Consider the following 12,668-nt stretch of genomic DNA (forward strand, 5'->3'; position numbering starts at 1 on the left):
AGGATACGTGCGGTAACAGGCGGGTTACACAACGGGGTGTTACCGGCGCGATCAAACCGCAGGCAAAAAAAGACCCCGGCAAGCCGGGGCGAGGTGGCACACGGAGGTTGTCGGATGGCCGCCTTGTTCCGCGGCGGCTCCTCCGGCTTTGGGGGTGGTTACAGGGTCAGCACATACTGCGTGAGGGTGGCGATGTCGCCGCTGCTGCCGGCGCACCAGGGGTGCGGGGCGGCGGGCAGGCCGATCGGGGCGGACGTGCCCATCTCGCCGACACCGTATTCACGACGCATCTTCTGGTAATCCCAATAGTAGTTGTCGGGATCCCACGACACCGGCACGAAGTACTTGTGGCGCGTGGTGAAGCGGTTGCGGCGGGTGGAAGGATCATCCGCGCTGTACTCCACGTTCTTGTAGACGCGGAATACGTCGCCCTTGCGGTTCAGGTCCGGCCAGGCGGCGGGCTGGTCCGGGGTGCCCAGGGCGGGTCGGACCGGCGCATGCAGCGTGTAGTACTGGTTGTAGAGCGCCGTGCCTTCGGTGCAGCGATCCGGGTTGACCAGGTCTTCCAGGTTGCGGACGTGGCCGTCGGACAACAGGCCGCGCGATTCCACCCAATACATGTCGCGCAGGTAGGTGGCGCGGATCGACTGCTGCTCGCGCTGATAGATGGTGGGCGCGAAGAAGCGGCCCACTTCACTCAGGCTGAACATGCGCTCATTGCTGTTGGCGCCGACCTTGTCGTTGTGACAGCTGCCGCAATCCCGGTCGAAGGCCGCCTTGCCGGTGTTCACCGCGCTCACCACGCCGGGATAGGACTTCCAGCCGGCCTGCACGAACTGCCCCTCGGTCAGGGCGGCGTTGCCGGTCTGCGCGGCCAGCTTGTTGTTGGCCTTCAGCCAGCGGTAAAGGCCGGTGTTGATCAGGTCCTTGTCGTTGGCGTCGAGGGTGGTCATGTAGGTGGTCAGCGCCTTCAGGTTGCCCGCGTCCATCGACCCCATCGCCCCGTCCGGTTCTTCCGAATGGATGTAGGAACCTTCAAAGCCGACATAGGACTCGGTGTGCGACAGCGAGCGCCGGATTGGCATGTGGTTGGTAACGTTGGGAATGGCGATCGGCGAGAACTGGTAGTCGTTGTCAGTGAGGCTGCCCTCGCCCTTGTTGCGGATCAGGGTATGTTCCCCCGCCCCCGCCGGCATGTAATAGACCAGCGTGGTCTTGTCGACGTTGGCGTCGCCCGGCGCCCAGGACGGACCGGGTTCGCTGGTGTCGATCGTCTTCATCGTGGCGGTGGTGGCGCCGGTCTTGTCGCCCAGCACCGCCCACTTCATCGACCACAGCGGGTTCGGCAGGCCGGGAATGACCTTGGTGACGGTCTGGCCGGGGGCCTTTTCATAACTGATGCGGTAGCCGTGGCAGGAGGCGCAGTTGAAGCCCGCCCATGCGCCGCTGCCGGTATAGGGATGGCTGGACTCGGCGGTGCGATAGCCCACCCAGCCGGTATTTTTGGTATTGCCCTTGGTCTTTTGCGGCGTCACCAGCAGGAAGCCCGGCGTCGGGTTCTTCATCGGGTACGGGTCGAAATAGACATCATCGATGGCCTCATCCGGCACTTCGCCGCGCACCGTCTTGTAGGCCCCGAACAGCTTCAGCGGATCGGCCTTTTCGCGGGTGATCGGGTCGGTGGCCTGATAACTCAGGATTTTGCTCCAGTCCAGGTCGCGCAGCTTGTGCGACAGCCCCAGGTTGTAGTCGTAGGACCAGAAGATCTTGCGGCCCAGAGCGACCAGGTTGTTGAAGTTGCTGTTGACGACATTGACGGCGATCGGGGTGATGGCCTTGGTCTCGGCCCCCAGCTTCGACACCACGTCGCATTTCTGCTTCATGATCACGGTGTCGGTCACGCGGGCGGTCTGGGCGTCGATGACGTTGTGCGGCTGGCCCGGACGCAGGTAGGACGGCAGGTAGCCGTTACGCTTCTGCACCTGCAGCACCAGCGGCCCCTTGCTGACCGTCACCGGCACCTTGAACTGCACCTGGTTGTCGGTCCAGCCGACAATATCCTTGTCCCAGGTGCTTTGGGTGAAGATGGTTTCGTAGTTGACCTCGGCGATGAGGTCGAGCTGTTGCGTGAACATCTTCAGGTCGGTTTCCAGCACGCGGCTGTTGCCGATCATGATCTTGCTGAAATCGACGTCCGGTCCCTGACCGAAGCCGCTGCCCTTCAGCGTCACCACGTCACCCGGTTTCAGGGTGGGCGTGCCGCCGGTGGTGGACTTCCAGGCGCTGACGCCGTTCACCAGCATTTCGGTGACGACCGGGTTCGGGAAGTTGGCCGCGGAGGCGGTACGGGCCGCCTCGCGGTTCGCATCAAAGCTGCAGACTTTTTCCTGATCTGGGAAACTGGGCGCGGCCATGGCGGCCCCGCCGGCCGCCAGCGCCAGCCATGCCGGCCATCCCCTGCTGATCTTTTTCATTCTAGTTCTCCTGTTGTTACCGCACGCCTGTACATTAAACGGGCGCTCCGGTCGCGATCGTAGTTAAAAACACCGTGAAATCCCCCCTTCCTTGGGAGGGGTCACCCCTCCTTTCATTGCACCTTGAAGCTGCGGCTGGCGCCGCTGAAGTTGACGTAGGTCGGGCCGAGCAGCCCCCACTTCTTCGCCACGCCGTTATGCACCAGGCGGTAGGTGCCGGGCGGGGCCAGATCGAGGTCCCACTGCACCGTCACCTGCGATTGCGCCGACAGGCTGCCCCCCACCCGCTGCCACAGGAAACGGGTATAGGGGTCGCCGTCGGTGGCGAAGCGTTCCCAGGCCGAGCCGTTCCAACGCTGCACTTCCAGATAGCTGAAACCGGCGGGCACCGCGCCCTCGCGCTGGCGGATCTGTGCGGTGCGCGGATGGGCGCTCCAGAAGGTGACGCTGACGCGGTTGTTGCCCATCGCATAGCTGGCGGCGGCGTCAGTGACGACATCGCCGAAGTTCTTGCCGGAGGGCGGCTCGTCGTTGACCACGCCCCAGGTCTCGATCGGGGTATGCACCACCTGCGCCGACAGCAGGTCGGGCGGGGTCGGTCCGGCCGAGAGGCTGCCGCCGGTCACCAGCGCCCGCGCGACGATGTCGGCATGCTCAATAAAGGCGGCGGAACTCCACGGCCCGAAATGGGTGAAACCGCCCTCGTAGTTCTGGACGGCGTATTCCTCGCGGGTGGTGAGGTACTGGTGATAGGCGTTGGCAATGGTCGGCACAACGATGTCGTTCACGCCCATCACCGCCAGCGTCGGCTTCAGCGCGTTGCGCAGGCGGCGGCCGCTCATGGTGGTCTGCTCGAAGGACGAGGCGACCAGCCCGAGGTTGCCGATGGCGAACACCTGGAACGGGACGATGGTATCCACCCAGGGAATGTTGCTGACCCAGAACCCGGAGACATCGCCCACCGGCAGCAGCACCTGCTTTTCCGCCTGGCACTTTTGCAGCGCGGGCGGAATCAGCGGGTTGATGGGAATGCCCTGATAGGTCAGTGATCCTTCCTTGAGGCTGGCGATCAGCTTGGTGCCGCCCTCCTCGGTGCCGGACACGAAGGCCGCGCCGATGGCGGCGGTGCAGGTGGCGGCCCCGGTCGCGCCGCCGGTGTAGGCCGGGCTGACCGGGATGTTCTGGAATTCGACGAACTGGTGCTTGTAGAACAGGCCGCCGGTGATGGCGCTGGTCGCGGTATTAAACAGGTTCAGCGCTACCGCGTACTGGCGCTCGCCATGGACGCGGGCGTCATCATAGGCGGAGAGGCTGCTGTCGAGGTTGTGCGGCCGCAGGAAGTCGCCGCCGGGATTGGCCGGGTCGGGCTGGTTGGGGCTGACATCGCCCAGCGGCGCGTTCGAGAACGCAGCGACAAAGTTGCCGCCGACGGTCTTTTCCAACCGCAGCGCGGCCTGGCCCTTGTTGTCGCCGTCGACGACATGCGCATCCTTGTCCAGCGAGGTGCCATGCACGCCGAACCAGCTGATCGCGCCGATCGGCTGGCCGTCCGCGCCGGTCATCTTCAGCAGGGTCATGGTGGTGTCGACGTTGCTGCTGTAGTCAGCGGCGTCGGGGTTGGCCTGATAGGCGGGCAGCGAGCGGTTGAAGGCGGCGTTGGCCACCGTACCTTTGGCCAGCGCCAGCGTGGCCGGGCGGCGGGCGTTATGGGCGCGGACGATGGTGTCGACAATGCCGTCAACGACAATGTTGTAGTTCAGGTCGTCAAAGCCGATGACGCCGTTGGCGAGGTTGTACAGGGTGCGGAACGAGGTGTTGCTGGGCGCGGAATGGTCGTGGGTGCCGACGATCATCACGTTGGCGTCGCTGTAGACGCCGGGCAGCTTCGCCGCCAGCTTCCTGATGACGCCGGTCTTGATGCTCTGGTAAGTGTGCAGCAGCTCGGCGTTGACGTAGGCGACGCGCTGGCCGCTGCACGGGCTTTCCAGCACGAAGCCGCGCGCATAGAGCCGGGTTTGCAGGCCGTTCATGGTGATGCCCGGCTCGGTGTAGCCGGTGCTGCTGTCGACCATCGGGCCGGTAATGTCCGATTTCGCCGCGCCGGCCAGCCACTGGCTGCTGCCCCGGCAGGCCTGAATCGCCGCCGAGGCGGTGGACGGCGGCGCGGGTGGCGTCGGCACGGTGGAAGCCGCCTGCGCCACGCCGGACAGCGCCGCCAGCAGCAGTCCCCAGGGCATGGCGGCAGCGGGACGATTGATTGTTGTTTTGGTCATGCTATGATCCCTCCGGTCAAAATACGATCATTGATCACATTTTTAACCTAGCACGCCAAGATCATTTTTTACCCACACCTAAGGGTGGGTGAAAACCGGAGGACGCTTCCTATCCTGAAAAAACGGCCCGTGCTGACAACCCCTCTTTCAAACCGTGCGGGCCGCTTTCGTCGGGTGACATCACATGAAGAAAACCACGCACCGTGCTCCGCCTTGCCGACCACAGCTGATCGATTCCGGCCGCCATGACAGCGGTGCCAATATCCAGACCCTGACCCACCCCCCTCCTTTGGTAGGGGGAAACCCTCCCGAAGAGTGGTTACTCTCTTTTTCAGAAAAACGGGTACAACAACATGAACAAGCCCCGATTCACACTGTTACTGGCCGCACTGCTGACGGCTGCAGCCGCGTCCGCCCATGACCTCGCTTTCGACAACGACCCGCAGGCCGCCCGGCTCAGCATCGGCGTCAAGACGGTGAACACCGCGTCCGGCGTGCGCGTCGACCGCGTGTTCCGCGACGGTCTCGGCCGCGAAGCGCACCTGCGCGGCTGGAACGTGTCCGGCGCGGCCAAGCATGTCGAAACCGGCTTCAAGCCCTTCCGCACGACCGCCGACGCCGCCGACACCTTTGACACAATGGGCGAAGCCACCGGTTCGAACGTGGTGCGCCTGCTGTTTGCCTGGGAGGGGGTCAATCCCGCCGCCGGGCAGATCAACACCGCCTACCTGCAACAGATGGTGGCGCAGATGCGCGAAGCCATCCGCAACCGCATGTACGTGCTGGTCGACTTCCACCAGGACCTCTATTCCCGCCACTTCTTCAATACCGGCTCGTGGCACACCGGCAACGGCGCGCCGCGCTACGTGATCCGCAACGGCAATCTCGACAAGGAATACTGCGGCATCATCTGCGCCAGCTGGGCGCAGCACCAACAGACCGACGCGCCGATGCGGCAGTCGATGAACGATTTCTGGACCAACGCCACCGTCAACGGCACGGCGGTGCAGGACGCCTACCTGTGGCAGCTGGGGCAGACGCTGGCCTACCTCAAGTCGCAACTGACGGCGGCGGAATTCAACTACGTGATCGGTCTCGACCCGTGGAACGAACCCTTTGACGGCGGAATGAACGGCCTGTCGGCCAAGGACTGGGAAAACCAGTACCTGTGGGCCTTCCACCAGCGCGTGCGCACGGTGATGGACAACAACGGCTGGAGTGACAAGCCGTCCTTCGCCGAGCTGCTGGTGTACTGGAACAGCAAGGTGCCCATCGTCGCCCCGGCGACCGGCGGCTTCAACCTGAGCCCCGTACCCGGCACCCGCTATGTGTTCAACGCGCATTTCTACGATCAGGAACGGCTGGGCACCAGCACGGCGGTGGTGAACAACGGCACCTATTTCAAGAACTTGCAGGAAGTGCGCGATGTCTCGCGCTATTGGGGATCGGCCCCCTTCCTCAGTGAGTTCGGTTTCCCGCTGGACGGCACCGGCGGCCGCGACCCGAACCGGGTGATGAACGCCGTACATCAGGCCATGGAAGCGGGCGACGCCGCGCAGGCGACCAAGAGCCGCTACCTCGACCCGTACACGCCGTTGATCTCCGGCACCCAATGGCACTGGGACACCTACTGGAACCGCCACGCCGAATACAAGAACTTCTCGAACACGCTGCAGACCGCCACCGATGCCTGGAACGGCGAGAATTTCTCCGCGATCGGGATGGTGAACGGCGCGCTGGGCTACAACCTGAAGCCGGAAGTGGTGCAGCGCGCCTATCCGCGCCGGGTGCAGGGCGACATCATCAGCTTCACCGACAGCAACCGCGCCAGCGACAAGGGCGGCAATGTCATGGCCTGGGCCAGCCTGCGTCCGCAGGGCAGCGGCCGCGAATACCTGCGCAACCACCGCTTTGCGCTGCTGGTCTGGCAGGGCCGCCGCAGCGAGGCCCCCACCGAGCTGTACCTGCCCGGCCTGCTGGACCCGGCCGGGTTGACGGTGGTGACGGAGAAGCAGATCCGGGTGCTGAGCCAGACCGACAGCGGCCTGACGCAGCTGGCGAACGAAGCGGTGCTGCTGGCCGACAACGCCCGCCGCAATCCAAACGCATCGGGCCGCCGCCTGCTGGTCTGGGATGACGCCGACAGCGACGAAACCGCCGACAGCTGGCATTATGCGCTGGTGTTCCGCCGCAACAACGGCGACAGCTGGACCAGCGTGCAGTTGCAGCAGCTGCAGGCCGACCTGAACCGGGCGGTGGTGCAGCAGAAACTGAGTCCGGTGTGGTTGACCGGAACCATGACGAACAGCGGCTATCCCGCGGATAATCCGCTATGACGGCACGGGCAGACGTACGACCGGCGTTGCGCTATAACGGCAGACGTCTGACCCGCCCCCTGACACAACAACAAACAGGGACCATGATGAATGCCCGGACCGGCGGACCCACCGCCCGACTGCCCCGCCCCGACCTGCTCGACCTGCTCGGTCGCAGCCGCGACTTTGCCCTGACGCTGCTGCTGGCGCCCGCCGGTTCCGGCAAGTCGACGCTGCTGGGGCAATGGGCGCAGCTGGAGCCCCGGCAACAGGCGCGGCTGAGCCTGAACCGCCGCGACAGCGATCCCCTGCATTTCCTGCAACGCCTGAACGACTGCCTGCGGCAGGTGCTGCCGGACTTCGTGCCGCTGTCCTGCAACGCGCTCAGCGCCGGTCTGGACCAGGCCGACCTGCTGGCGGCGTCACTGGTCGACTCGCTGGCCGCCTGCCCGGACGACCTCTATCTGCTGATCGACGATTTCCATTACGCCTCCGCGCCGCTGGTGCAGGCCATTTTCGCCCGCCTGCTGGAAGACCTGCCCGAGCATGTGCATCTGGTGCTGTCCAGCCGCAACCATCCCGGCTTCTCGCTCAGCCGCCTGAAACTGGAGGACCGGCTGCTGGTGCTGGACGGCCACGACCTGAGGCTGCCGGTGGAGCAGCTGCCCGCCCTGTGCGAAACGCTGCAAGTGCCGCCGCTGAACGAGGCGGAAACCGGCGAGCTGATGCGCATCACCGAAGGCTGGCTGGCGGGCATCCGGCTGGCGCTGATGGCGCGCAGCCGCACCGGCCGTTTCATGCCCGAGGAATTCCATGGCGGCCAGCCGGAACTGGTGGACTATTTCGCCAATGTCGTGCTGGCGGAGCTGCCGCCGGAAGAACGCGAATTCCTGCTGGCCACCGCCATTTTCGAGCGCTTCGACCCGGCGCTGTGCGCCACCTTGCCCGGCCTCAGCGACACCGGCGCGCGGCTGGAAGGGCTGTTGCAGAAAGGCCTGTTCCTGCAACCGATCGAGGAGCATCCCGGCTGGTTCCGCTATCACCCGCTGTTACAGCACGTGCTGCAGGCGCGGCTGCGCCAGGAAACCCCGGACCGGCTTGCCGAACTGCACCTGGCAGCCGCCCGCCATTTCGCCGGGCTGGGCGACGAGGAATCGGCGCTGTTCCACGCCCGCCGCGCCGGTCGTCCGGACGCGTATCCGGACTACCTGCGTCGCGCCTGCGAACACTGGCTGCGCCAGGGCAAGCTGATCAGCATTCTCAAGTATCTGGAGGATCAGGATCCGGCGCTGGTCCGCCGCGATCCCGGCCTGTTCCTGCCGCAACTGGCGGCGCTGATCTTTTCCCGCCGCTTTGAACAGGCGCGCCTCTGCCTGGATGAAATCCGGCACTGCCGCGATTGCGGCGACTGCCCGCAACAGATTCCCGACACCCTGAACTACATGGCCCGGATGCTGACGCTGTTCCAGAACGACGACGAACTGTGGCACGACGATCAGGCCTTCCGCACCGAAGCCCTGCCATTCCACGACCTGCGCGACTCCGCCGTGGCGCTGGCGGCCCGCCACCACATGCTGAACGGCCATTGCGAGGACGCCATCCGCCTGGCCGGACAGGCGCGGCTGTTGCTCAGCCAGATCGGCCATGACTATCTGGGCAGCTTCGCCGATGTCATCCAGATCCTGGCCGAGCGCGAACTGGGACATATCCTCGCCGCGCGGCAGATGACGCAGGACTTCTGGGACCGCTACAGCAACCGCGCCCGCACCCCGACCTGGGTCAACGCCGGGGCGTGCATGGTGGTCAGCCTTTACGAGCAGAACCGGGTGACGGAAGCCCGCGAGCTGGGCGAAGCGCTGATCCAGCACGTCGATTCCGCCTGCGCCACCGAGATCGTCTTCCATGTCTATGTGACGCTGGCGCGCTTGCAGTACATCGCCGGACATCACAGCCGCAGCGCGCAACTGCTGCTGCAACTGCGCCGCATCCTGCGCCACGGCCGTTACCGCCGCCTGCTCAACCAGCTGCTGGCCGAAGAACTGGCGCAGGCGCTGCGCTCCGGCCAGCCCAACGCCATCAAGGGCATCGCCGCCGAATACGACCTGCCCGCCGCCGTGACGCAGGGCCTGTGGGCGCAGCCGCGACAGGATTACCGGGAAGACTGGGTGTACGGCGGCATCGCCGCCGCGCTGTACCTGCGCAGCCGCAAGCAGTACGACCGAGCCCTGGAGGTGTTGCAGGCGCTGGACGCAACGCTGACCCGCACGGAAATGAAGACCCGCCGCGTCGTGGTGGACGCCAACCGCATCGTCATCCTGCACCTGCGCGGGCAAAGCGACGCCGCCATGCAGGGCGTGGTGGAACTGTTCGCCCGTGTCGGGCTGCAATGCGCCATCCGCACCGTCTTTGATGAGGCCCCCGGCTTCGGCGAGCTGCTGCGCCAGGCGCATGACCAGGGCCTGATACGCCTGCCCGACATCTACCTGCAACTCTACGCCAACGTGCTCTACCCGCCGGTCACCGCCGCCCCGGTCGCCACCCATACCCCGGAGGCCTTGACCGCCAAGGAACTGGAAGTGCTGGAACTGGTGCGGCAGGGGCTGGCCAACAAGGAAATCAGCCGCGAACTGAACATTTCCCTGTCCACCACCAAGTGGCACCTGAAGAACATCTTCGCCAAGCTGCAGGTGGGCAACCGCACCTCGGCCATGGCCGCCGTCAGCCGCGCCGAAAGCGGCCACCGACTCTAGGAAACCGACATGAACGCTTCCCCCACCGCCTTTCGTCTCAAGGTACTGGCCCTCTCCGCCCTGCTGGCGGCGCTGACCGGCGGCCTGCTCTATCTGGGCGCCGACCCTGAAACCCGGACGGCGGACACGCCCGCCGGCATCCCCGCCACGTCGGTTCCCGCCGTGCGGCCGATCGCCGCCCCGGCAGAGGCCGCCGTGGAAGGCGAATTGCTGCTGGGCAACCCGGTGGTGACGATGAACGTGGAAAAAGGCGTGCTGGAAGCGCAGCTGGCGCTGACGGTGCGCCTGCCCGGACAGGCGGCGGTGGCGGGTACGGTCTCGGTCTCGGGGGAACCGCGCCTGCAGGAAGGCACCACGCGGTTTTTTCTGAACAATCCGGCTATCGGCCAACAGACGCTGCCCGGATTGCCGGAAGCCGAAGCAGCGCGCGTCAACCGGGCGCTGACGCGCGCGGTAGCCGATTACTTCCGGGAACGGGCGGTATTCGCCCCGCAGGAAGCGGCGGCGCTGAACCTGACGCCGCTGCGGGTGAAACTGGCGCGCAACGCCTGATCAGCGGAAACGCACCGGCTCCCCGGCCTTGTTGAAGGCCAGGAACTGGCTGACCCGTCCCTGCTCGATGGCCTCGACCATCATCTTCAACGGCTGTACCGCCTCGTCGCCGGACGGGGCGAAACCGGCCTTGCCGGACATCCCCGCCACGAACAGCATGTCCCAGTCCTGCCCGGTAGCCTTCGACTCTTCCAGCAACGCCGGAAAGCCGCTGAGTTCTTCCGGCAGCTTGTCAACGCAAACGGCAGGCAGCAGATAGCCGCCGGAACGGGATTCGAAACGCTCAACCTGCTCGGGCGAGGCCTTTTCCGGCATTTCGGCGCGGGCGAAAACCAGCAACAGGCGCTGCGGTTCCGGCTGTTGCCGGGCGGCGGTCAGCAGGTCGTCAAAATTGTTGATGTTCATGGCGGGGCTCAGGAGGGTCAGTCCTGAGCAGTATAGGTCGCAGGGGTGATCGGGACAGCTGGCCGGATGGGGGGCTGGCACCCTCCGTCAGTCTAAGCCACCCCCGAGTGGCTGCCGGGGGAAAATGGCGGCACAAGGCGGGTTGCCCGGTGTTAAACTGGCTTTTTTGGCGTGAAGGATCAGGAAAGCAACCGATGAGGATGCCTGAGGGAAAAGGCCGCTGGGCGGTCACAACGGCGCTGGCGCTGGCGTTGTCAGCTTGTGGCGGAGGAGATGGCGTCGACGGTGGCGAGGTTTGCACGCCCGCCGCCGAGAAGGCGTGGGCGCATGCCCATCTGGATGATGTCTACCTGTGGTACAAGGACATCATTGATGTTCCGCCGACCAATTACAAACGGGTCGAGGATTATTTTTCCGCCCTGCTGGTAAAACCGCGTGACCGTTTCAGCTTCGTAACCGGTAAGGCCGCCTTTGATGCTTTTCATGAAACCGGTGCAAGTGTCGATTATGGCGTTCTCTGGTCGTACGATCCCTCCTTGGGCAATGCCCTGAGGGCGGAATTCATCGAGCCCGGCTCACCGGCTGATGCCGGGGGGGTGCACAGAGGCGATATCCTCGTGGGAGTGAACGGTGTATCCATTGGGTACATCCCCAATCGGGAGCTGGTCCGGTCCCTGAACCCACTGCCCAGGGAAAGAGTCGAGCTGATCCTGAATGATCGCAGCGGTCTGAATTTTCGGTACGTCACCCTGTATGCCAGTGAGTTCATACACCAGCCCGTGCCCCGGGTTTCCGTACTGAACCGTCCGGACGGAAGCCGGGTCGGCTATGTGCTTTTCAATGACCATATCCGCACGGCCACTGACGGGCTGGCTAAAGCCATTGCCCAGCTCAAGGCTGCGGGGGTATCGGATGTCGTCCTGGATCTCCGCTACAACGGCGGCGGTTATCTGTCCGTGGCATCGCAATTGGCATACATGCTCAGTGGTCCGAATACCAGCGGTCAGGTTTTCGGCCGGCTGTCTTACAATGACAAGCATACGGCCGAGAACTCGGTTGTTCCTTTTATCCCCTATGATAACCAGGGGGTCGATCTGCCTCGCCTGAATCTGAATCGGGTGTATGTACTCACCGACAGCCGCACCTGTTCCGCCAGCGAAAGCGTGATCAATGGCTTGCGGCCGTTCATGAATGTCGTCCTGGTCGGCGCCTCCACTTGCGGTAAGCCCTACGGATTCCGGCAAACCGATTATTGTGACAAGGCGTATTTTGCCGTGCGCCTCAAAATGGCCAATCAATCGGGGGATTCGGTTCCCGAGACCGGTTTTACCATGGATTGCCCAGTCCGGGATGACTTGCAAACGCCCTTGGGGGACGAGCATGAACCGCTGTTGTCGGCGGCCCTGACCATGCAGGCAAACGGAAGCTGTCCCAACGCGGCGGCGGCACGCATGAGGAGTCCGACGACCGCACCTCCTCCCATGCCATTGCCACGCAATCCCTGGCGCGAAAACCTGCTAGATCGCTGAGTCTGGTTTGGGCCGCGCCTTCGGCTGATCAGGCCCTTCGGGGCTGCCGCAGGCGGTCGTTCAACCGGCTCGCTCTTAACGCTAGGGCCAGAGGCCTGAAAGCAGCCAGATCGTAGTGGCCAGAATGACCAGCCCCACCACTTCAACGAATGACGCCACAAAGCCGTTAGCCTGATCAAGCCCGCCCAACGCTTCCTTGGGAAACCGGTCAATCGTGACCACGCGGAGCGCCACCCAGCCGATTGACCAGCCGATGGTCTCTACGCAGAAATCCCAGGCCAGCCACCACAGGGCGCGCAGTATGCCGACGAGGATGCTCTTCGGGAGGTCGAACAGGTCTGTGGGATCGAGCATTGGGGGCGGACTCTCT

8 protein-coding genes are annotated in these 12,668 nt (G+C 64.6%); 4 read left to right on the plus strand and 4 right to left on the minus strand.

What is annotated here, in order from left to right:
• Positions 1-158: 158 nt before the first annotated feature.
• Positions 159-2,474 carry a hypothetical protein gene (locus EV700_RS11245; protein ID WP_207224652.1) on the minus strand — a complete coding sequence of 772 codons (2,316 nt, stop codon included), beginning with the start codon at positions 2,472-2,474 and terminating at the stop codon, positions 159-161.
• 113 nt (positions 2,475-2,587) lie between these two features.
• Positions 2,588-4,747, minus strand: a complete 2,160-nt coding sequence (locus tag EV700_RS11250) for a neutral/alkaline non-lysosomal ceramidase N-terminal domain-containing protein (RefSeq protein ID WP_130413804.1) — start codon at positions 4,745-4,747, stop codon at positions 2,588-2,590.
• Between the two features lie 353 nt (positions 4,748-5,100).
• Here EV700_RS11250 and EV700_RS11255 point away from each other — a divergent pair, with 353 nt between their 5' ends.
• The 3 genes from EV700_RS11255 to EV700_RS11265 all read left to right on the plus strand — a co-directional run bounded on the left by EV700_RS11255 (position 5,101) and on the right by EV700_RS11265 (position 10,364).
• On the plus strand, positions 5,101-7,083 hold the full coding sequence (locus EV700_RS11255) for a cellulase family glycosylhydrolase (protein WP_130413806.1): 1,983 nt from the start codon (positions 5,101-5,103) through the stop codon (positions 7,081-7,083).
• Between the two features lie 83 nt (positions 7,084-7,166).
• A complete protein-coding gene (locus EV700_RS11260; protein ID WP_165391443.1) occupies positions 7,167-9,812 on the plus strand; it encodes a winged helix-turn-helix domain-containing protein in 2,646 nt (881 codons plus the stop codon).
• Between the two features lie 9 nt (positions 9,813-9,821).
• Entirely contained in the window at positions 9,822-10,364 is a 543-nt protein-coding gene (locus tag EV700_RS11265) for a hypothetical protein (RefSeq protein WP_130413810.1), read from the plus strand.
• Here EV700_RS11265 and EV700_RS11270 read toward each other — a convergent pair whose 3' ends face one another.
• Positions 10,365-10,769, minus strand: a complete 405-nt coding sequence (locus tag EV700_RS11270; RefSeq protein ID WP_130413812.1) for a ribonucleotide reductase subunit alpha — start codon at positions 10,767-10,769, stop codon at positions 10,365-10,367.
• A gap of 194 nt (positions 10,770-10,963) precedes the next feature.
• Here EV700_RS11270 and EV700_RS11275 point away from each other — a divergent pair, with 194 nt between their 5' ends.
• A complete protein-coding gene (locus EV700_RS11275; RefSeq protein WP_130413814.1) occupies positions 10,964-12,298 on the plus strand; it encodes a S41 family peptidase in 1,335 nt (444 codons plus the stop codon).
• An 81-nt stretch (positions 12,299-12,379) separates the two neighbouring features.
• Here EV700_RS11275 and EV700_RS11280 read toward each other — a convergent pair whose 3' ends face one another.
• Complete coding sequence (locus tag EV700_RS11280; RefSeq protein WP_130413816.1) at positions 12,380-12,652, minus strand: hypothetical protein; 273 nt, start codon at positions 12,650-12,652, stop codon at positions 12,380-12,382.
• Positions 12,653-12,668: the final 16 nt, after the last annotated feature.

Origin of the sequence: Fluviicoccus keumensis (assembly GCF_004217445.1) — a bacterium.
GTDB classification, from domain to species: domain Bacteria; phylum Pseudomonadota; class Gammaproteobacteria; order Pseudomonadales; family Moraxellaceae; genus Fluviicoccus; species Fluviicoccus keumensis.

What these genes read in the sequence shown, in the direction of transcription:
- EV700_RS11245 (WP_207224652.1), bottom strand. Translation starts at nt 2,474, where the DNA reads ATGAAAAAGATCAGCAGGGGATGGCCGGCATGGCTGGCGCTGGCGGCC.
- EV700_RS11250 (WP_130413804.1), bottom strand. Translation starts at nt 4,747, where the DNA reads ATGACCAAAACAACAATCAATCGTCCCGCTGCCGCCATGCCCTGGGGA.
- EV700_RS11255 (WP_130413806.1), top strand. Translation starts at nt 5,101, where the DNA reads ATGAACAAGCCCCGATTCACACTGTTACTGGCCGCACTGCTGACGGCT.
- EV700_RS11260 (WP_165391443.1), top strand. Translation starts at nt 7,167, where the DNA reads ATGATGAATGCCCGGACCGGCGGACCCACCGCCCGACTGCCCCGCCCC.
- EV700_RS11265 (WP_130413810.1), top strand. Translation starts at nt 9,822, where the DNA reads ATGAACGCTTCCCCCACCGCCTTTCGTCTCAAGGTACTGGCCCTCTCC.
- EV700_RS11270 (WP_130413812.1), bottom strand. Translation starts at nt 10,769, where the DNA reads ATGAACATCAACAATTTTGACGACCTGCTGACCGCCGCCCGGCAACAG.
- EV700_RS11275 (WP_130413814.1), top strand. Translation starts at nt 10,964, where the DNA reads ATGAGGATGCCTGAGGGAAAAGGCCGCTGGGCGGTCACAACGGCGCTG.
- EV700_RS11280 (WP_130413816.1), bottom strand. Translation starts at nt 12,652, where the DNA reads ATGCTCGATCCCACAGACCTGTTCGACCTCCCGAAGAGCATCCTCGTC.